The organism is uncultured Pontibacter sp., from assembly GCF_947499215.1.
Classification (GTDB): Bacteria; Bacteroidota; Bacteroidia; order Cytophagales; family Hymenobacteraceae; genus Pontibacter.
In genome coordinates this window covers 1,248,459-1,268,026 of the sequence record NZ_CANMNI010000001.1, presented here as the reverse complement: position 1 = coordinate 1,268,026, position 19,568 = coordinate 1,248,459, and the positions used below count along the sequence as shown (strand labels likewise).

Here is a 19,568-nt window from a genome sequence, read left to right as displayed (position 1 = left end):
TTTGAAAGAGTAATTCTGAATGCCATGAACATTGTTATACTTGGCTCATCCATTACCTCGTCTTGGGGCAGCGGCCACGCCACCACTTTCCGTAACCTTGTGAAAGCCCTGCATGGCAGAGCGCACAGCGTTCTTTTTCTGGAACGCGAAACGACCGCCTCTAGCACGCCTAGCGATCTGCACGACCCCTACTACTGTGAGCTTGGTTTTTATACCTCTTCCGAAAATCTGCAACAGCACTATACGGAGCAGGTACGCGAAGCCGACGTGGTGCTAGTGGGATCCGGGCTACCGCAAGGTGTCGAAATTATAGAATGGGTGCAAAAAGTAGCCCGTGGCATAAAAGCCTTCTACGACCTAGATGCTCCGGCCACCTTAACTGGGTTGGAGCAACAGCAGGGACTGCCCTACCTGAAGGCCGACCTTATACCTAATTTTGATCTATACTTGTCTTGCACAGGCGGACCAGCGTTGGAACTGTTGGAGAAACAGTATGGCGCGCGTATGGCACGTCCGCTATACTTCTCCTTCGATCCGGAGCTTTACCACCACGAGTACCGCGAGATAAAGTGGGACCTTGGCTATTTGGGAAACTATGCCGAAGATCGCCAATCGGGGCTACAAAAGCTCATGCTGGACGCCGCGGCGCAGTGGCCGCAGGGGCGCTTTGCGGTGGCAGGCACACAGTATCCGGCAGACTTGGGCTGGCCTAACAATGTAACCATGCTGCAGCACCTGACGCCGTTCGAGCATCGCGACTTTTTTAACAGCCAGCGCTTCACCCTCAGCATTTCACGTGCCAGTGCCAGCCGTTTTGGGTATACGCCTAGTATGCGGCTATTTGAGGCTGCCGCTTGCAACACACCTGTTATATCGGATTATTGGCAAGGAATCGAGACGCTATTTGAGCCTGAGACAGAGATCCTAATTTCTCGCAGTGCCACCGAGACACTCCGTTTCCTTCGTGAGATTTGCAACACAGAGCGTAAAAATATTGGCTCTAGGGCACGCCGCAAGGTAATGGCCGAGCATACCGCAGCACACCGTGCGCAGGAACTGGAAGACTACGTGGCGGAACTGATGTCGCTTGATTCAAAGGGCGAAAAGCACTTAGCCGTTACAGGCTGATAGATGTTGTATTAAGCCCAAAGGGTAAAATTCTTAAGCCATACCTGCTTTCAAAGTTGTAGCAGGTATGGCTCTTTTTTGTGCGGTCTGCCGTAAAAAAGGTAGCTTCGCTTTTTTAAGAATAGTAATGACAAAAAAAGGAATAGAACGCTGGAAGACACTGAAGTCGCAGGTCGTGTTTGACCACAAGTGGTATACCCTGCGCCGCGACCACGTGGAGCTGCCCAATGGGCATGAGATGGATGACTATTTTGTGAGTGTGAGGCCGGATGTGGTGCTTACCTTTCCACTGACAGCGGATGGGCATGTGCTTTTCGTGCGGCAGTACAAGCATGCTGCCGGCGACATATTTATTGAGTTGCCCGGCGGTGTGATAGACGAAGGGGAAACCGACCCTGTCGAAGCGGCTAAAAGAGAGCTGCTGGAGGAAACCGGCTATACTACAGAGGAGATGGAACCGATGCTGCAGGTGATCGACAATCCGACTAAGGACACGAACAAGATATTTTATTTCATAGCCCACAACGTGCGCGAGGTGGCCGCCCAAGACTTGGATGAAAGTGAGCATATTGAGGTGCTGAAAGTGCCGCTACAGGAAGTGGAGCCCATGATCATGAACGGGCAGATCAGAGTGGCTGGCTCTGTCGCGCTCTGCATGCTCGCCCTCCGCAAGCTTGGCCTATAAACTATTCCTGTAGCGTGACCCAAGCTGTGGAGGAGATGATGGTGGTGCCTTTCCAGTGCAGGGTATAACCGGCGCCGTTCGGTACGAGGCTGAAACTCGGGTGCAGAGCCAGTTCCTGTGCCAGCTCGAGTCCGATGTCCTGCTGCGGGGCTGGTTTGAATCCGTTGCGGACCAATCGGCGTTGCCATGCCTCGTCACGCTCGTGCCGCTCTACACGTCCATTGCCCTCGCATGCCACCACGTTCATAATCTCCCTTCCGAAAAACTCCTGCTCAATAATGCGGCGCTCCGGCATATCAGGTGGCAGGAGTGCGTCCAGCACGTCAAACACGGTGTGGTAGTGGCGCAGCGACTCGCGCAGACGCGGCAGAAAGTTGAGGCGGTTGTGCTCTGAGTCGGGTTCGGTGAGGGAAAAGACCGCTGGGCTCAAAGCGCTGATCTGTTGCAGTACACGGTCGCGCTGGTCTGGCTGAGACACCAGTTCGTCAGCCAAGTGGTGCAGCGTGAGGGCGGCATTAACCACCAGTGTTTGCGTAGGCGAGATGGACAATGAAGTTAAATCAAAGTCCTCCAGTCGGGTACCGATGCAGGTGTAGCTAAAGGCGAGGCCGAGCTGTTGGGCATGCAAGGACAGGCGCTCTCCTGTTTCCTGTAGCTTTTGCAGTGGGTTTGACGATGTATTATCTGGTATGTCTATAGCTGTCAGATGGAGAGTCGGCTTTTCTCCGGGTAGCGCTGCCAGCAGCTCCATCAGGTGAAACCACTGCAGGCCGCTTCCTATTCCCAAATCGAGCAGATAAACCTCTGTTTTTCCGGCTATGGCAGTTAGTATGCTGTGATTGGCGAATCGGTGCCCAAAAGTTACAAGCGGAGTTGCCGTCACCAGCACGTTAAACGCCGATATCATATCCATCACGCCCAAGGAAGAAGCATAGAGGTTGCCGGCATTGGCGGTGTTCTGCAGGCTTCGGGCTGCAAAGGCACGGGCATAAGCAAGTGCGACACGGCCTTGTGCATCGCGCTGTGATGCCGCCTTAGCTGACAGATCGTTGATGGCTTGTTGCGTAGCCTCAGCCGAGAGACTGGGTAAGCTATAACCTACTTCAAGTACCTGTGCCAAGAGTGGGTGCTGCGGATACAGGTTTTCCGGGTGCAGCAAGGCTTGCAGCATACTTAGCAGGTATAGCTGATGTTCTTCTGGGCCAATGGTGAGGCGCAGGGTATAGTTGTCGTCGGTGCGGCGCACGGTTATATTGTTTGCCAGGAGGTAATCGTATACCTTTTCAGCACCGATGCCGGCATCAAGCAACAGGAAATTGCCTTGCGAAGGCCAGTACTGTACGCCTACCTGCTGCATTCCGGCGGTTAACTCTGCTTTGCCGACCTGCGTGTCTTTCACGGTCTTCGCCAGAAATTGCTCGTCTTCCAGCGCAGCCATGGCCGCTACCTGTGCCAGTTGGTTTACGTTGTAAGGCTGCTTTACCTCCAGCACCTGTTGGATGAGGCTGCGCTGGGCTATCATATAGCCAATACGCACTGAGGCGAGTCCATAGGCTTTAGAGAATGTTCGCAGCACTACCAGATTGGGAAAACTGGGTAGTAGCGAAAGGGCGTTTGCGCAGTCTGGCGCGGTGGCATACTCAATATAGGCTTCGTCTACCACAACCACCACATGGGGAGGCAGTTCGTCGAGTAACTGGGTCAGCTCATCCTGAGACAGATAAGTGCCAGTCGGGTTATTGGGGTTGCACAGAAATAGCAAGCGGGTCGCAGCATTTACCTGCCGAAGAATCGCCTCCTTGTCAATCCTGTAGCCACTTGTGAGGGGTGCCTCCTTAAAGGGAATCTGCAGTGCCACTGCTTCTTGTCGGTAAAGAGGGTAGGAGGGATACAGCGCTAGCACTTCTCCTGTTTTGCTGTAACCACAAAAGCGTCGCACGAGCAGCGAGATAAGTTCTGCCGACCCGTTTCCAATAACTAACTGCTCAGGATGAACCCCTAGTTTGCTTGCCAAGGCATGGCGTAAGTCAGCGGCATCTGGTTGTGGGTAGCTGTTTACTTGTGCAAGTGCCCGTTGTAACGCTATCTGCACCTGAGGGGAGGCGCCAAACAGATTTTCATTTGAGGCAGCGTAATAGGGGTTGTTTTTCATAGTAGTGGGGGGTGGAACAGTGGTATTGCGCTTGCAATATAGTAATTTCAAAATGTAATAAAGAAGCTTTCATACTGTCAAGGCTAAGAAACATCATCCTAAATAATCTCTATAATTCCTGTATCTTGGGGATCCAAAAACTAAAGTCCTCAATGCGTTGTATATACAACTGTTGCTCCGGAATAATTACTTGATGATATAAATGCCCGCCTCATGAAATTAGAAGAAGAAATTAAAATGCCGAAGTTCAGAAGCGGCTATCAAAAAGCGGCCCTGAACCTGATGTTTACCGGAGAGTGGCTCATGGCGCGTGTTGACAATCTACTGAAGCCCTATGATATTTCGTCCCAGCAGTACAATGTGCTACGCATTCTGCGTGGGCAGCAAGGCAATGCCATCAATCTGTACACCATACAGGAGCGCATGCTCAACCGCATGAGCAATGCCACCCGCTTAGTCGAAAAGCTGCGCCTAAAGGGGCTCGTAACAAGAGAGCTATGTGCCGAAAACCGCCGAAAAGTAGAGATCACGATCACAGAAAAAGGGCTCGAATTACTAGAAACGCTGGATCCGCTCATGCAGCAACTTGAAGAAGACACCTTCAAGGCCATGACCGAACAGGAGGCCCATCAGTTCAGCGATACCTTGGATCTGATTCGCGAGTAGACAATGTTCCGTTTTAGCTAACCCGCTTCAGTTACAGTTCGTTTAAACAGGACAAACTTTAACTAAAAGCTATGGAACAAGAACAAACGACCTTATTGAAAGACTATACGATGGAAGAAAAGGGGGCTTACCTAGCTGCCCTTGCTTCGGTAGCCTCTGCTGACGGACACGCCTCCGAAGAAGAACTGGAGTTTCTGAGGGTGCTAAGTGAAGCCGCCGAGATGCCGGAGAACGTGGAGCAGGAGGTGCTCTCTATTGCCAAAAATCCAACGCAGATCAGTGTGCAGCGGGTGCTGGACGTGCTCAAAAAGAGCCAATTGCGCTTTTCCTTCATTACCGATATCATCAGCTTTGCCAAGGCTGACGGCGAGTATAGCCAAGAGGAGCAGAAACGCATTCAGGAGATGGCAAACTACCTTGGGGTGGATCAGAAGCAGTACAGCCTGCTGGAGCAGTTTGTTGACAAAGCAGACGAGGCGCAGAAGCATGGTGAGGATCCCACTTCACAGTCTTTTATGAGCAAAAATGGCTTCGGGGATATGTTTAAAAATGCAGGTATTTCACCTCAAATGGTGCAGGGTATATTGGGTATAGCAGCACCGCTGGTGTTGGCTCGTATGATGGGCGGTGGCAGACGCCGTGGCGGTATGATGGGAGGTATGGGCGGCGGGCTGTTAGGTGGCCTGCTCGGCGGCATGATGACGGGCCGTGGCGGATTGATGGGTGGCGGACGCCGCTCCAGCAGCGGCTTAGGCTCTATGGCCTCGGTACTAGGTGGGCTCAACGGCAGAAATCGCTACGGCAGTATGGGCTCCGGCGGACTTGGTGGATTGTTGGGCGGACTGCTCGGCGGTAACAAGCGAGGAGGCGGCACCAGTTGGTAGGTATAGCGCAAGGACATATCGCTCACCTTGTGTCAAGAATAAACTAGGAGAAGAGCTGGAAGCATTTATGTTTCCAGCTCTTGTTTTATAAGTCGTCGCATATCTTCCTCGCGCAGTAGCCCCCGCACCATTTTGTTGCCAATTATAAAAGTGGGGACAGCCTGTATACCGATCTCTTGATTCGCATGGCGCAAAGCCTGCTGATGTGTCTCCTTATACCTGCGCGACTCCAGCGCTTTTCGGAACTCCTGTTCATTCAAACCAATTTCACCCGCTAGTTTTGTCAGCACTTCTATGTCTCCGATATTCTTCTCTTCCTGAAAGAAGGCCGTGAACATGCGATGGGTATACGCTTCGCCTTTTCCCTGCTCTTTGGCATACTGATAGCCTTCGAAGGACAGGTGCGTGTAGGGCTGTGGCGATACTTTAGGCAATACAATATCGATACCCAACTGCTTGCCCATCGGGTAGACGGAGTTTTCCCAAGTCGATTGCAGGTATTCACCTTCCGGCTTTAGGGTCGGTGTAGGTTGAGGGCGTAGCTCAAAAGGCATCCACTCCACCTGTACCTGCTCTTCCATCCCTTCGAGCGCCTTCTCAAGTACTTGCTCCCCAAAGAAGCAGTAAGGGCAAACGTAATCGGAGTAAACTTTTATCTGTAGCATGGTTTTACGGTATCTAGAATTCATTCTACCGGCGTGCCAGTGCTTTTGTTTAAGAATAGGAAAGTGAACTAGCAGATGTCGACCTCTTTTGTGTAGTTTTAGGGAGCACTTTCAATAAACTGGAGATGATGTTTAAAAGCAGATTGATACAGTTGGCACTAGCACTTGCTCTTGTGGCTTGCCAGCAGCAACCACAGCAGCCGACTACTACACAAACACAAACAACCGAAGCCAAAGTTTACTACCCCGGCAAAGGTGATAACTGGGAAGCAAAAAAGCCTGAAGAACTAGGCATGGACGCTGCCCTCTTGCAGGAGGCAGTAGTGTGGGCCAAGCAACAGGAAACTACCCAGATGCCAAAGGACTTCTCCACACAAGAGGAGATTTTCGGCAAAATGCTCGGCCCTATACCCAATGACCGTGCCAGCACCAATGGCATCATTCTCAAAAACGGTTACATCGTGGCCGAGTGGGGTGGGACCGAGCGCGTGGATCCAACTTACAGTGTGGCAAAAAGTGTGCTCTCTACGATATTAGGTATAACCATCGACCGCGGTATGATCAAAGACGTTAAAGATCCAGTGGCGAATTATGTGCAGGACGGCGGCTATGACTCGGAGCAAAACCGCAAGGTGACTTGGGAGCATCATGCACGCCAAACCAGCGAATGGGAGGGAGAACTGTGGGGCAAGAAGCACGACTTTGTAGGCAAGGAAGAGTATGGTCGCGGCGAGCGCAAACCGCGTGAACTGCAGGAACCGGGTACTTTCTATGAATACAACGACGTGCGCATCAACCGCTTCGCCTTGTCTATGCTGCGTTTGTGGAAAAAGCCACTGCCGGAAGTGTTCAAAGATGAAGTGATGGACCCGATTGACGCTTCTAATACGTGGCAATATGTACCATACCGCAATTCTTATGTGGAGATAGATGGCAAGCGGATGCCATCGGTGAGTGGCGGCACCCGCTGGGGCGGTGGCCTCTGGATCAGCGCCCGCGACGAGGCCCGTTTCGGCTACCTCTTCCTGCGCAACGGCCGCTGGAAGGACAAGCAGATTGTGTCTGAAGATTGGGTGAAAGAAGCAACAACTGTAAGAGGCCCCGTTGGTCCAGACTATGGCTACTTGTGGTGGCTGAACACCGAAGGTAAAGCTTGGCCAAGCGCGCCTACTACCAGCTACGCTGCTTTAGGTGCTGGACAAAATACGATCTGGGTAGATCCCGAGCATGATATCGTAATCGTGTGGCGCTGGCATAATGGCAATCCCGATGAGTTAATTAAACGGGTGCTGGCAGCGGTGAAGGAGTAAGGGATTGCTAACTGCTAATTGTTGATTGTTGTCTTGCCTCGTGAGAAGGTATAGATATGGCGCTTGCGCCATATCTATACCTTAAAACCGCTTCAAATGGCTTCGCTGGAAAGTCCATTCGGGGGTGAAAAGGGGGCCGCTGAAATTCGTGCTGTACCAAGGGCTTATACCTGCATTCATAGGGTTCTTCAGGATCTGGATCTCCTGCGCCGGCATATAACTTTGTGCAAGCAGGAATAGCTTTTCTCCTGTTTGCTCATTGACAGCCATGTCTACCACGATTACAGCATGGCCGGGACTCCCGCCTTTAATAAATACGTCACCAATTTGCATGTCCTTTAAAGAGACAGCTTTCATTTCTTTCTCAAGCGATAAGGTGCCAGCATAGGTAAACACTACTTGTAGGTAATCCTTAAAAGAAGCATAGGCAGTGGAGGGAGCGGTTTTTTTCACCCAAGAGCAATCATTTCCTTTTACATTTATTCTGTAGCCCTGCTGCCATTTGCTGTAGTCAGCCCGAAAGCCGCTCGTGAAGTTGAAGTGAATGGCGTCATACTGTTTCTGGCCATACAAATACTCTGCCCGTAAGCGCATCACCGCATCGGCGCATTGTTGCAGGTCCCGTTTACCGACATCTATGTCGAGCACGGCATCATAAATATTATCATTGGGCTTAACTGCCCCGTTGTAGTAATGCACCTGTGCGCCATGTGGTTTCAACTTGAAGTGCTGGAGATAGGCTCCGAAGCTGTTCTCGGAAGTTGTTATTCTTATATACCCTTTTGGAGGCAGGAATCTTTCCGCTATTGTCTCGCCTGCAGGGTTGAGCAGCACTTCAGTTTTGGCTATACTTTCAGGAATATAAACTGCGACCTGTTCCGCTTTTGAACTGCAAGAGGTGAGCATGACGACGAGAATACTGTATAGGTATAGCGGCATGGGACAGTGCTTAAGTTTCAAACTAAATTAATAGTTAATTCTTGATTTGCAAGCAATTCATACTTGTAGATTATTGTTGGGTATGCTATTAGGATAGAGAGTAGTCCCTTTAAAGAGGCCAGAGGCCCCACGATAGTAGTCACGAGCGAGAACGCTCGCACCATACCTACCACCTATACCTGTAAAAACAAAACAAGCCGACTCAATTGAGTCGGCTCGTTTCTTTTCAACTTATACTTGTAAGTCTTAGTGACGACAAGTACAGTTCTCACCTGCAATACCTTCCGTGCGGGTATCAGTACCTTCGTGCCAGTCGAATGAGGAAGCGTACTTGTTGTTTTCCCACCAGAATCTGCCCGGCTTGCGCTCGTAATTGCCTACTTCATTCATTGTAGCGGCATCGAACAGACGGCCGTTTACCATGGTGTAGCGCACGTGCTCCGAGTTCTGGATGTTCTCCAGTGGGTTCTGGTCCAGCACGATCAGGTCGGCCAATTTGCCAGTCTCCAGTGAGCCCAACTCTTTGCCCATACCCAAGTACTCAGCACCGTTCAGGGTGGCAGCGCGCAGGGCTTCGAGGTTGGTCATACCGCCTTGCTGCAGCATCCATAGTTCCCAGTGAGCACCGAGACCTTGCAGCTGTCCGTGTGCACCAAGGTTCACTTTTACGCCGGCGTCGGTCAGGGCCTTGCAGGCTTCGGAAGTTTTGAAGTATCCGTTCTTATATTCTTCGTCCGGCACCTGCATCACAAAACGTGAGCGACCGTCGATCACAGAACGAGGCGTGAACTTAAGGAGTCTTTCTTTCTCCCATACCTTGGTGTTCTGGTACCAGTAGTACTCGCCACTCGTCGCGCCGTAGTTCACAATCAGGGTAGGAGTATAGCCCGTGTTCGAGGCTTTCCATACTTCCACCACGTCTTTGTAAAGCGGGGCAATCGGGATGTTGTGCTCAATGCCGGAGTGACCGTCGAGGATCATGCTCATGTTGTGGAAGAAGGTCGAGCCGCCTTCCGGTACAACGGTCATGTCGAGTTCGCGGGCCGCCTGAATAATCTGCTGGCGCTGCTCACGGCGTGGCTGGTTATAGCTCTTCACCGAGAAACCACCGGCAGCCTGAATGCGGCGCAGGTGCGAACGGGCATCGTCAAGGCTGTTGACCACAGCTTTAAAGTTGCCATCGGCTCCGTACAGAATCGTGCCCGTAGAGTAGATGCGCGGGCCTACCATGTGGCCTGCCTTTACTGCTTCTGATTGGCTGAACACCATCTCCGTTGTAGAAGAGGGGTCGTGCGTTGTCGTTACACCATAAGCCAAGTTGGCTAGGTAGGACCACTGCTGTTTCGGGCTCATGCCGTTGCGGAACGTGCCCAAGTGCGCGTGTACGTCTACCAGACCCGGCATAATGGTTTTGCCGCTGGCGTCAATCACTTTCGCGTCTTTCGGCACGGCTATACCCTTGCCTACCGACACAATTCGGTTGCCGTCTACTACAATCGTACCGCCTTCAATCACTTCATCGCCTTTCATCGTGATGATACGGGCGTTGGTGAAAGCTACTTTGCCTTGTGGGGCGTCTGTCTTGAACTCCAAGCCGATCTTTATACCTGTCGTGTCGATGGCAGGCAATTTCTCCGGTGCACCTTCCAAGAAGGCAAAACGATCTTTCAGGTCGTTGGAGAAATACTCATCACCCAGTACCCAGTTTACTTTCTTGCTGTCGCCTGACCAGTGCACGCTCGTACCGGCGTCTTTGGTGAAACGGGCCACAGGTACGGCTTTCGTTTCAGCGCTCAGTTCCATACCTGCCCCGTTGGCCGAGAAAGGCACCACGTAGCCGTTGAACAGCTCCACAAAGGCCAGCCACTTGTTGTCCGGGCTTGGGTAGAACTGGTCGGTATAGGTAGAGGTATAGTGTGTGCGCTCATCGTTGCCGTTCAGGTTTACGCTCTTGAAGGTATACTTACCGCCGCCGCCTGCCGTGAAGAAAATACGGTCAGACGAAGCATTGAACAGTGGGTTGAAACCATTCTTCTGTATCAGCTTCGGGTTTTTGCCGTCTGCAGTCATGTAGTAGGTGCCGCGCTCGTTGCCGTGTGCGTAGCCCATGTGGTTGTTGCCGCCGTCTTTGCTATACAAGATCAGCTTGCCGTTCGGTGAGAAGGAGGCATTGGTATAGAAACCTTTCTCAGAAGTTAGTTTTGTTGGCTTGGCGTTTTTCTTGCGGATGTCCACTTTCACGAGCGCACCTAGGTTTTCATCATCCCAGGTAGAGAATACCAGCGTCTTACCGTCTGGCGAGAAAGCCGGGTAGAATTCGAAATCCTTGCCATTGGTCACGCGCTCCGGCTTACCGTTTGGCAGTTCTTTTTTGTAAATATGACCCGCTGCGTTGAACACAAGTAACTTTCCGTCAGGCGAAGTCACGGCGTGGCGAATGGCCTTGGCAGCGAACTGTGCCGGTGATACGCCTTCCTTGCTGAAGTCGTGGCGCACGGCTTCGGCGATGTGGTGCGTGGCGGTCGCTTCGAAAGGTATGTTGGTTACTTTCTGGCTGGCTACATCGATCTTGTTGATTTTGCCGCCTGCCCAGAACACAAGGCTCTTGTTGTCAGGCGTCCATGCGAAGTTAGGGTATACCCCAAAGATCGCCCAAGCTTCCTGCTGGTCGTTGCTTAGTTGGTCGTAGATCGGCCACTGCTCGCCTGTTTTCAGGTCGTGGATGAAAAGCACCGACTTGGTACGCACGCGGCGCACGAAGGCAATGTGCTTGCCATCGCGGGAGATAACCGGACGAACAGAACCACCGTTTCCTGTGATCACGTTTTCAATTTCGCCCGTGTTACGGTCCACACGACGAATCACGTAAATCTGGCTATTCGGGTCTTTGTTGTACTCAAAGGTAGTGCCGCCGCTCATGTCTTCGGAGAAGTACACATACTTGCCGTCAGGCGATACCATCGGCTCGCCGGCATCCTGCTGATCATTTTTGCGCTTAGTCAGTTGCACGCCGCTTCCGCCTGAGCGGTGGTACATCCACATTTCACCGGCACCCAGCGAACGGGAGGCCGTGAAGTGCTTACGCGCGATCAGGTACTCACCGTCTGGCGTCCAAACGGCGTTATTCAGCAAGCGGAAGTTCTCTTTAGTGATCTGCTTAGCGTCGGAGCCGTCGCGCTTCATCACCCAAATGTTGTCGCCGCCACCTGCATCGGAAGTGAAGGAGATGAACTTGCCATCGGGACTGAAACGTGGCTGCACTTCGTAGGCGCGGCCGCTGCGGAGCAACTTGGCTTTGCCACCGGAAATGGGCATGCTATAGATGTCGCCAAGCATGTCGAACACGATCTCTTTGCCATCCGGACTCACGTCCAAGCTCATCCAAGTGCCTTCGTCGGTTGTTACGGTAATTTCTTTTTGCGGTCCGCGGGCTTCTTCCACGTTCCACTTATTGTCTTTTTTGTCCTGCGCCGTGGCTGTGCCCAAAGGTAAGGCAAGCGCCGCCGCTAGGAACATACTCAGATAGGTATGCTTCTTCATGACAGGGTGAATTCGGTTAGTTTAGATTCTCAAATTTAATGATTTGAGGGGAGAAATCAGAAAAGGTTTAAATAGCATGGTGAGGATTGATAATATAGGAGGGGTGATTGGAGTGAAGGCGGTTCTGTAGGGACAGGTCGTGACCTGTCCGCGCGATGGCTGTGCGCTGAAACAGAAGGTATGGAGTTCGGAAGACCCAATCCTTTTTAATCCCCGTCATTCGTGGGGTAGGCCCCCTATATCAAGATTCAAGCAATATATACCTGTGCACGATTCGGACAGGTCGCGACCTGTCCCTACAGATAAATTAACTTCAATTCAACTCAAACTCACAACTAACAGGCAAGTGATCGCTAATCTTCAACCATTGCTCAATATCTCCAATCTTAAACTTAGTCAGCCTATCAGAGAACTCCTGACTACCAAATATATAGTCGATATGATAAGGCCTTTCCGGTTTTCTATGAAAGTAGAAAGTAGGTATAGACTCTCTGCCTTGTTCTTCTTTGTAGTGTAGATGATACAAGCTTCTTATACCTAATTCCTCCAATTCTTTTACTACATCAGAGTGATTCCACCATCGGTCCCACTGATCCCAAATGGTATTGCTGTTAAAATCGCCGGCAACCAGAGTTTGCTTGAGGTGTTGTTTGTTCACCTGAAGGTACTTCCACAACTGACCAATATAGCCGAAGTTCGGAGAATTATTCTGGTGCGTCCAAACACCAAGTAGCTGGAACGTATCATTAATCATGCATGGTGAAAAGTACTTAACTGTATGATCTTGATAAGTATTACTCCAATCCAGCGGCTCAATTTTTATGTGCTCAGCTGCGAAAATGCCGAGCCCTTTGTTCTTCGTGCTGCCGAGCCAAAGATGATTTTTTGCCCAAGCCGTGTACTCCTGATGACGGGACAGAGCTGGATCCTCGCACTCTTGAATGATGTAAATGTCAGCCTCGAAGTCCAATAAATGTTCAAATTTATTCCTTAAAGCACCATTGCAGTTCCAAGTTACGATCTTCATTGCTTCAGTCTATTTACCCTTACTCCACTTCAAAACTCCCCGGCAAGTCAAAACTCAGCGGCTTATTGCGGCTGTGGATCTGCTGCAGGAAATTGTCGAGTTCGTCTTTGTACTCGAGGTGGTAGTCTTCGTGCAGATTCTTGCGGATAAGCTGGATGGTGCGCTGCAGGAGGCGGGCCGTGGCGGTGTAGAAGGCTTTGTAGTAACTGTCGAACTGGCCGGTGAAGTTGTCGAAGATCAGTCGCAACAGGTATAAGTGCAGGTCTGTTTCCAGTTTTACGTCTTTGGTAACGCGCTTGAAACGGGCAATCTCCTTGGCCGACTTGCGCAACGACTTGGTCAGGGCTCTGCCTAGGTAGCGGCCGGAGGTGCTGATCATCAGCTCGTGGATTTTCTCGGCCGTCTGCTCATAGGCCTCTTCCGGCGTGAGTTCGCCCAGCTCGATTGCCAGTAATTCATACAGCTCCCCGTCGCGGCGGGCGGCTTTGATGATGATGGCTTCCTTTTCTTTATCGCTCAGCTGCTTAACAGCTTGTTTAAAACCAGTGGAGACGGTGGGCATAAGGTATTTAGGCTATATCTGTAAAGTTAAGTAAAATGGGTGTGCTGTTCAAGATAGGAGGGCTGCTAAGTGTAATTAGAAACTGTCCCCTTTAGGGGACCATAGGGGTGTTGCCAGTATCAAAAGCTATCTGCTAATTTTTTACATCCCTCTAAGAACTTCGCTCGCAAGTTTCGAACTCTCATTCTCACTTGTCCTCAAGGGGAGAATTTCTTCAATCAAATTTCTCCTGCTGTGCCTGAAATAATCACACGCACAGGAATTAACCTCAACTTCAGATTGTTTTAACCTATACCTTTTTTGATTGAGCGGAGCTTTCCGGGAGCGCTGTTTTATAGTGATTTCCGCTTCCGTAGCTCCATAAAAATTCGTAATTTTGCACTATGAATATTGAGACTGAAATTTTACATCAGGAAGATGTGGCTCTGCTCGAAGAGAGCACCGATCTGCATAACCTGATTGTGTATAACGACGACGTAAATACATTTGACCACGTGATCGCAACGCTGATCAAGGTGTGCGGCCACTCGGCGGAACAGGCGGAGCAATGCACCTTGCTGATCCACTACAAAGGCAAGTGCACCGTGAAGGTAGGGTCTTACGAAGAGCTGGCAAGTATGTGCACCGCCCTTCACGACAAAGACCTGTCGGCCAACATCGAGTAGCGGGAGGTTGAATGGAATTTCCTTCTAAACTGATTGAAAACGCCGTTGAGGAGTTGGCAAAGCTCCCGGGCGTAGGGCGCAAGACGGCCCTGCGGTTGGCGCTGCATCTGCTCAAAGAGGAGTCTGAAGAGACGTTCCTGCTGGCCGAGGCGCTCGTGAAAATGCGCACCGAGGTGAAGCACTGCAAGGAATGTCATAACATTTCGGACACCGAGGTATGCGGGATTTGCCTGAACCCATTGCGCGACCGCAGCCTGCTATGTGTGGTGAGCGATATCCGGGATGTGATCGCGATCGAGAATACCTCTCAGTTCAAAGGTCTGTACCATGTGTTGGGTGGTGTGATTTCACCCATCGAAGGCGTGGGCCCATCGGACCTGCACATCGATTCTTTGCTGGAGCGTCTGCCGAACTCCGAAGTAAAAGAGATTCTGCTGGCGATCAGCCCGACTATGGAAGGCGACACTACTGCCTTTTACCTGACCCGCAAACTCCGCGACCACAACGTGCGCATCACCACCATCGCCCGTGGTGTGCCGGTAGGGGGTGAGCTGGAGTATACGGATGAAATTACGCTGGGGCGCAGCATTGTAGAGCGCACTTCTTACGGTAAGAACTAAAACTTGCGGCTTGTAATAGCTGGGAAAGGACATGCGAAAGCATGTCCTTTTCTGTTTTTGTTGCATTGTAGCTTATGCTGTTATTGGTATAGCAACTAGCTTTGTTTTATAGCTTCGCCTGTGCGGCGGGCACTTACTTTTTTCCTTGATGAAAAAAGTAAGCAAAAAAATCAAGACTCCCCAAACTCGCTGAACGCTCAAACAGTGGGTAGTCATTTAGTGCACTTGGCTGGTGCGGTCTGTTTCATTGCTCTGGTGCAAGTTAGTCTTCCAAAGCGTGCCAGTATTGTTTAAATCTAAAGCACGTACGACAAGGCTTAAACTTGTCAAATGGCAACGGCCAAAGCTCCCCTCCTTGGACAAGGAGGGGCAGGGGTGGTTTGACCCAATACTGCATTGTATAATCTGTAACTATGGAACATTAAAACAGTTGACACGGGCATCGGCAGACAGTTCCCCCTTTGAAGTCGAAGATCCCTGACTTGATTCGGGAGGGGCAGGGGGATGTCAATCGTGCACAAACTCCCTCCCCTGTTTTGGGGGCAGGGGCCCTCGACAAAAGGGGAAGGTTGGGATGGGGTCACTAAACTGGGGCAGAGGCCCCACCATAGGAGACACGAGCGTGGACGCTCGCGCCATAAACAACCCCCATTTCACTGGTTTTCTCTTGCATTATATTAACTTTGGAGCTTAATTCAGAACAAGCATGCAGAACATAGCATCCCACATACTTTCAGACAGAATCATGGCGCTGTCGGAGTCGCAGACCATCGCGATGGCCAAAAAAGGCCGTGAACTCGCCGCACAGGGATTCGATATCATCAACCTGAGCTTCGGGGAGCCGGATTTCCAGACGCCACAGTACATCAAAGACGCTGCGAAACAGGCCATTGATGACGGCTTTACCTTTTATACCCCAGTACCGGGCTTTCCGGCGCTTCGTCAGGCTATTGCCGATAAGTTTAAGCGCGACAACAACTTGGATTATGGTCCGGAGAACATCGTGGTGTCGACGGGGGCCAAGCAATCCATTGCCAATGCGGTGATGTGTCTGGTGAATCCGGGGGACGAGGTGATCATCTTTTCGCCTTACTGGGTGTCGTATGAGGAGATTGTGAAACTAGCCGAAGGTATACCGGTGCCACTGCAAGGCCGTTTGGAGAATGACTTTAAAGTAACGCCGGAGCAACTCGAGAACGCGATCACGTCCAACACCAAAGTGGTGATGTACTCTTCGCCTTGCAACCCGACTGGTTCAGTATTCGACGAGGACGAGCTACTGGCGATCGCCCGAGTGCTCGAGAAGCATCCGCAGGTATACATCATCGCCGACGAGATCTACGAGTACATCAATTTCGGGGGTAAGCACGCCAGCATGGCCGGCTTCGACTTTATCAAAGACCGCGTGATTACCGTGAACGGCTTCTCGAAAGGCTATGCTATGACAGGCTGGCGTGTGGGCTACATTGCGGCTCACAAAGACATTGCTATCGCTTGCGAGAAAATGCAGAGCCAGATCACGTCCGGTACCTGCTCCATCGCCCAGAAAGCGGCCCATGCGGCCCTGTTGGGTGGAAATGAATCGGCCTTGGAAATGCGCGACGCTTACCGCCGTCGCCGTGACCTCGTGCTGGAAATCATGCAGGATATTCCGGGTTTCAAAACCAACGTGCCTACCGGTGCATTTTATATTTTCCCGGATGTGAGCTACTACTTCGGTAAGAGCTGCAACGGCAATATCATTAGCAGCGCCCTCGACCTAAGCCTATACCTGCTTACCGACGCCCATGTGGCGCTGGTGAGTGGTGAGGCTTTTGGCGCACCGCAGTGTATCCGTTTCTCTTATGCCACATCCGACGATAAATTAATCGAGGCCCTCCGCCGCATCAAGGAGAGCCTCGCCAAATTGCAGTAATGAATCAGCATACCAATTTAGAAGATATTTTCAGTGCCTTTGACAGGCTAACCGTGCTCATCGTGGGCGACGTGATGATTGACTCCTACCTGTGGGGCAAGTCGACACGCATTTCGCCGGAAGCACCCGTGCCGATCGTGAACGTGGTGAAGCGCGAAAAGCGTCTGGGCGGTGCCGCCAACGTGGCCCTGAACGTACAGGCAATGGGCGCGACGCCACTGCTTTGCTCTGTCATTGGGGATGATCCGGACGGAGGCGATTTCCTGCGCCTGATGGAAGAGCGCGATCTCTCCACTGAGGGCATTGTGCAGAGCCCGGAGCGGGTAACAACCATCAAGCACCGCATCATAGCCGGTGGTCAGCAACTGCTGCGCGTGGATGCTGAGATTGAGCACAATTTGGCTGACTACGAAGAGCGCCACTTAGAGGAGCATTACCTGAAACTGCTCGACCGTGCTGATGTGGTCGTGTTCGAGGACTACGACAAAGGGGTGTTCTCGGAGCAGAACATTGCCCGTTTTATCGCGCTAGCCAACGAGCGCGGTATACCTACGGTGGTGGATCCGAAGAAGAAAAACTTCTTGAGTTACAAAGGCTGCACGCTTTTCAAACCCAACCTGAAAGAACTTAAAGAAGGCCTGAAAGTAGACTTTGCAGACGAGAACTTGCATGCTTTTGAGGATGCAGTATCGCAATTGCAAGCTAAATTAACCACCAAGCAAGTATTGGTGACGCTTTCGGAACGTGGCGTGTTTGTGGCCAATGGCGAGGAGAAAACTTACATACCGGCGCACCGCCGTTCCATTTCCGACGTGTCGGGTGCCGGCGATACCGTGATCAGCATTGCGGCGCTGTGTATGGCGCTGAAAACATCGCTGCCGTTTTTGGCCGGCCTGAGCAATCTGGGCGGCGGACTGGTGTGCGAACAGGTAGGCGTGGTGCCTGTCGACAGAGACCGCCTGTTCCAAGAAGCAAAAGAGAACAGGCTGTACGAAACCCATGAACACCGAACAGCTTAACAGGCTGCTGTACGGCAGCAAGTTGCGGGCATACATGCTGATGCGCCGCACCACCTATACGCTCACGATCGTAGCGATAGGCTTGCTGCTGTATGCTCACGGTGTAGTGACCGACATGGATACCATTCAGCTTATTTTCTACGCCATTGACGCGATCCTCGGGGTCTTTGTCGTGATATACCTGTTGCGTATCCTATATGGTTTTGAGCGGGTCAAGTTCCTGCGGCGCACGTGGTTTGAGGGTATCCTGATGGCCATCATTCTGGTCAACCACGTCGGTACTTACCTGTTCAACTTCCCAATCATCTATAATATTTTTGAGGGCATTGGCATGCCGCTCTCCGTAGAGGTATACCGCATTTTGGTTTCGCTCTACATGCTCATGCTGCTCGTTATCGAGTTACTCGAAACGAGAGTGCACCTCAAAACCCTGCAGGTGAAGCCGGCCGTTACTTTCCTGATGAGTTTTGTTACGCTCATTGCACTGGGAACGGCCATGTTTATGCTGCCCAAAATGACCAATGATCCGGATGGCATGCGCTTCATCGATGCGCTGTTCATGGCAACCAGCGCTTCCTGCATCACGGGTCTGACGGTAGTGGACCCGGGTACTTATTTCACCTTATCGGGACAGGTGGTGCTTTTGGTGCTGGTGCAGTTGGGCGGCTTGGGCGTTATGACGTTTGCCACCTTCTTTGCCATGCTGATGCGGCAGGGTTTGGGTATACGGCAGCACGTGGCCATGTATGAGATCATGGAGAGTGAGTCCATCTCTTTCACCAAAGGCCTTTTGCAAAAACTAATTGTGATGACGCTGTCCATCGAGGCGATTGGCGTTGTGATCATATTTGCGACATGGGGAAACGAGGCGGAGTTTGTGGGGCTCGGCAGCAAGATTTTCTTTTCGGTGTTCCATGCCGTATCCGGTTTTTGCAATGCCGGTTTCTCTTTGTACCCGGAGGGGTTGTATACTAATCCGCTACGGACGTCCTATGCCTTGCACCTGACTATCGCAGCCTTGGTAATTTTGGGAGGAATCGGTTTTCCGACGATAATCGATGTGTTTTCTCCAAAAGCAATGCGTGCCCGTATGGCAGCGCCTTGGCGTAATTGGAAACTGATGACCCGCGTGACGGTTTATTCGTCGGCTGCTTTGCTGGCTTTCGGAACAGTCACTTTTTTCCTGTTGGAGTATTTCAACACGCTCTCGCAGCTAAGCTTTGTCGAGGCACTTATCGCTTCCTTTTTCCAGTCCATGACCACGCGCTCTTCAGGATTTAGCACCGTAGATATTTCGGCGGTGTCGATTCCAATGCTGTTGATCATGATGATGCTGATGTTCATCGGTGCCTCACCCGGTTCGATGGGTGGGGGTATTAAGACGACCACGTTCACGGTGATCATTCTGTCTGTGTGGGCTACGATTGTGGGCAAGCGGAACATCGAGATCGGCAAGCGCACTATTCCGCACTCAGCTTCTTACAAGGCTTTTGCTGTATTTACCTTTGCTGTGGGTTTTAACATATTGTTTGTGATTATCCTTTCTATTTCCGATGCGCAGTTTGATATTGTGCGATTGGCTTTCGAGCAGATATCAGCCTTTGCAACCGTGGGGCTGAGTACGGGTATAACGGCTGGTCTTTCGGATGTGGGCAAAACCGTGATTGTTCTGTCGATGTACATTGGCAGGGTAGGTACACTTACATTGGCACTGGCTATCAGCACACGGACTACTTCTACCGCGTACAAGTATCCGGACACACATTTGGCTATTGGTTAAGCTTGTAGTAG

Annotated in this window: 16 protein-coding genes; 10 read left to right on the top strand and 6 right to left on the bottom strand. The window is 51.3% G+C overall.

Annotation, left to right across the window (positions count from 1 at the left end; genetic code table 11):
* Nucleotides 1-24: 24 nt before the first annotated feature.
* The gene (locus Q1A04_RS05535; protein WP_299702328.1) at nt 25-1,128 is read left to right on the top strand and encodes a glycosyltransferase; all 1,104 of its coding nucleotides are present in this window, start codon (nt 25-27) and stop codon (nt 1,126-1,128) included.
* A 127-nt stretch (nt 1,129-1,255) separates the two neighbouring features.
* Entirely contained in the window at nt 1,256-1,813 is a 558-nt protein-coding gene (locus tag Q1A04_RS05530) for an NUDIX hydrolase (protein ID WP_299702327.1), read from the top strand.
* A gap of 1 nt (nt 1,814) precedes the next feature.
* Here the strand turns inward: Q1A04_RS05530 and hisC are convergent, their stop codons facing one another.
* On the bottom strand, nt 1,815-3,965 hold the full coding sequence (gene hisC / locus Q1A04_RS05525) for a histidinol-phosphate transaminase (protein WP_299702326.1): 2,151 nt from the start codon (nt 3,963-3,965) through the stop codon (nt 1,815-1,817).
* 213 nt (nt 3,966-4,178) lie between these two features.
* Here hisC and Q1A04_RS05520 point away from each other — a divergent pair, with 213 nt between their 5' ends.
* Both Q1A04_RS05520 and Q1A04_RS05515 read left to right on the top strand, forming a co-directional pair.
* A complete protein-coding gene (locus Q1A04_RS05520) occupies nt 4,179-4,631 on the top strand; it encodes a MarR family transcriptional regulator (RefSeq protein WP_299702325.1) in 453 nt (150 codons plus the stop codon).
* A gap of 71 nt (nt 4,632-4,702) precedes the next feature.
* Entirely contained in the window at nt 4,703-5,515 is an 813-nt protein-coding gene (locus Q1A04_RS05515; RefSeq protein WP_299702324.1) for a TerB family tellurite resistance protein, read from the top strand.
* Nucleotides 5,516-5,580: 65 nt separating this feature from the next.
* Here the strand turns inward: Q1A04_RS05515 and Q1A04_RS05510 are convergent, their stop codons facing one another.
* Nucleotides 5,581-6,180, bottom strand: a complete 600-nt coding sequence (locus Q1A04_RS05510) for a DsbA family oxidoreductase (RefSeq protein ID WP_299702323.1) — start codon at nt 6,178-6,180, stop codon at nt 5,581-5,583.
* Between the two features lie 152 nt (nt 6,181-6,332).
* On the opposite strand from Q1A04_RS05510, the gene Q1A04_RS05505 reads away from it, so the two are divergent.
* Complete coding sequence (locus Q1A04_RS05505) at nt 6,333-7,490, top strand: serine hydrolase (protein ID WP_299702322.1); 1,158 nt, start codon at nt 6,333-6,335, stop codon at nt 7,488-7,490.
* An 81-nt stretch (nt 7,491-7,571) separates the two neighbouring features.
* Here the strand turns inward: Q1A04_RS05505 and Q1A04_RS05500 are convergent, their stop codons facing one another.
* The 4 genes from Q1A04_RS05500 to Q1A04_RS05485 all read right to left on the bottom strand — a co-directional run bounded on the left by Q1A04_RS05500 (nt 7,572) and on the right by Q1A04_RS05485 (nt 13,558).
* Entirely contained in the window at nt 7,572-8,429 is an 858-nt protein-coding gene (locus Q1A04_RS05500; protein WP_299702319.1) for a DUF4846 domain-containing protein, read from the bottom strand.
* A gap of 246 nt (nt 8,430-8,675) precedes the next feature.
* Complete coding sequence (locus Q1A04_RS05495; protein WP_299702316.1) at nt 8,676-11,969, bottom strand: amidohydrolase family protein; 3,294 nt, start codon at nt 11,967-11,969, stop codon at nt 8,676-8,678.
* Nucleotides 11,970-12,282: 313 nt separating this feature from the next.
* Nucleotides 12,283-12,996, bottom strand: a complete 714-nt coding sequence (locus Q1A04_RS05490) for an endonuclease/exonuclease/phosphatase family protein (RefSeq protein WP_299702313.1) — start codon at nt 12,994-12,996, stop codon at nt 12,283-12,285.
* A 19-nt stretch (nt 12,997-13,015) separates the two neighbouring features.
* Nucleotides 13,016-13,558 (bottom strand): hypothetical protein, encoded by a 543-nt coding sequence (locus Q1A04_RS05485; RefSeq protein WP_299702310.1) that lies wholly within the window; start codon nt 13,556-13,558, stop codon nt 13,016-13,018.
* A gap of 383 nt (nt 13,559-13,941) precedes the next feature.
* Between Q1A04_RS05485 and Q1A04_RS05480 the strand changes: the two genes are divergently transcribed.
* The 5 genes from Q1A04_RS05480 to Q1A04_RS05460 all read left to right on the top strand — a co-directional run bounded on the left by Q1A04_RS05480 (nt 13,942) and on the right by Q1A04_RS05460 (nt 19,557).
* The gene (locus Q1A04_RS05480; protein WP_299702307.1) at nt 13,942-14,223 is read left to right on the top strand and encodes an ATP-dependent Clp protease adaptor ClpS; all 282 of its coding nucleotides are present in this window, start codon (nt 13,942-13,944) and stop codon (nt 14,221-14,223) included.
* Nucleotides 14,224-14,234: 11 nt separating this feature from the next.
* Nucleotides 14,235-14,843, top strand: coding sequence for a recombination mediator RecR (gene recR / locus Q1A04_RS05475; RefSeq protein WP_299702304.1), 609 nt, complete (start codon nt 14,235-14,237; stop codon nt 14,841-14,843).
* A 706-nt stretch (nt 14,844-15,549) separates the two neighbouring features.
* Nucleotides 15,550-16,758, top strand: coding sequence for a pyridoxal phosphate-dependent aminotransferase (locus Q1A04_RS05470; RefSeq protein WP_299702301.1), 1,209 nt, complete (start codon nt 15,550-15,552; stop codon nt 16,756-16,758).
* Nucleotides 16,758-17,777, top strand: coding sequence for a bifunctional heptose 7-phosphate kinase/heptose 1-phosphate adenyltransferase (locus tag Q1A04_RS05465; RefSeq protein WP_299702298.1), 1,020 nt, complete (start codon nt 16,758-16,760; stop codon nt 17,775-17,777). The genes Q1A04_RS05470 and Q1A04_RS05465 overlap by 1 nt, the downstream gene beginning before the upstream one ends.
* On the top strand, nt 17,758-19,557 hold the full coding sequence (locus tag Q1A04_RS05460; RefSeq protein ID WP_299702295.1) for a potassium transporter TrkG: 1,800 nt from the start codon (nt 17,758-17,760) through the stop codon (nt 19,555-19,557). Before Q1A04_RS05465 ends, Q1A04_RS05460 begins: the two co-directional genes overlap by 20 nt.
* Nucleotides 19,558-19,568 lie beyond the last annotated feature (11 nt).

What these genes read in the sequence shown, in the direction of transcription:
- Q1A04_RS05500 (WP_299702319.1), bottom strand. Translation starts at nt 8,429, where the DNA reads ATGCCGCTATACCTATACAGTATTCTCGTCGTCATGCTCACCTCTTGC.
- Q1A04_RS05485 (WP_299702310.1), bottom strand. Translation starts at nt 13,558, where the DNA reads ATGCCCACCGTCTCCACTGGTTTTAAACAAGCTGTTAAGCAGCTGAGC.
- hisC (WP_299702326.1), bottom strand. Translation starts at nt 3,965, where the DNA reads ATGAAAAACAACCCCTATTACGCTGCCTCAAATGAAAATCTGTTTGGC.
- Q1A04_RS05530 (WP_299702327.1), top strand. Translation starts at nt 1,256, where the DNA reads ATGACAAAAAAAGGAATAGAACGCTGGAAGACACTGAAGTCGCAGGTC.
- Q1A04_RS05520 (WP_299702325.1), top strand. Translation starts at nt 4,179, where the DNA reads ATGAAATTAGAAGAAGAAATTAAAATGCCGAAGTTCAGAAGCGGCTAT.
- Q1A04_RS05515 (WP_299702324.1), top strand. Translation starts at nt 4,703, where the DNA reads ATGGAACAAGAACAAACGACCTTATTGAAAGACTATACGATGGAAGAA.
- Q1A04_RS05495 (WP_299702316.1), bottom strand. Translation starts at nt 11,969, where the DNA reads ATGAAGAAGCATACCTATCTGAGTATGTTCCTAGCGGCGGCGCTTGCC.
- Q1A04_RS05480 (WP_299702307.1), top strand. Translation starts at nt 13,942, where the DNA reads ATGAATATTGAGACTGAAATTTTACATCAGGAAGATGTGGCTCTGCTC.
- Q1A04_RS05490 (WP_299702313.1), bottom strand. Translation starts at nt 12,996, where the DNA reads ATGAAGATCGTAACTTGGAACTGCAATGGTGCTTTAAGGAATAAATTT.
- Q1A04_RS05465 (WP_299702298.1), top strand. Translation starts at nt 16,758, where the DNA reads ATGAATCAGCATACCAATTTAGAAGATATTTTCAGTGCCTTTGACAGG.
- Q1A04_RS05460 (WP_299702295.1), top strand. Translation starts at nt 17,758, where the DNA reads ATGAACACCGAACAGCTTAACAGGCTGCTGTACGGCAGCAAGTTGCGG.
- Q1A04_RS05510 (WP_299702323.1), bottom strand. Translation starts at nt 6,180, where the DNA reads ATGCTACAGATAAAAGTTTACTCCGATTACGTTTGCCCTTACTGCTTC.
- Q1A04_RS05535 (WP_299702328.1), top strand. Translation starts at nt 25, where the DNA reads ATGAACATTGTTATACTTGGCTCATCCATTACCTCGTCTTGGGGCAGC.
- recR (WP_299702304.1), top strand. Translation starts at nt 14,235, where the DNA reads ATGGAATTTCCTTCTAAACTGATTGAAAACGCCGTTGAGGAGTTGGCA.
- Q1A04_RS05470 (WP_299702301.1), top strand. Translation starts at nt 15,550, where the DNA reads ATGCAGAACATAGCATCCCACATACTTTCAGACAGAATCATGGCGCTG.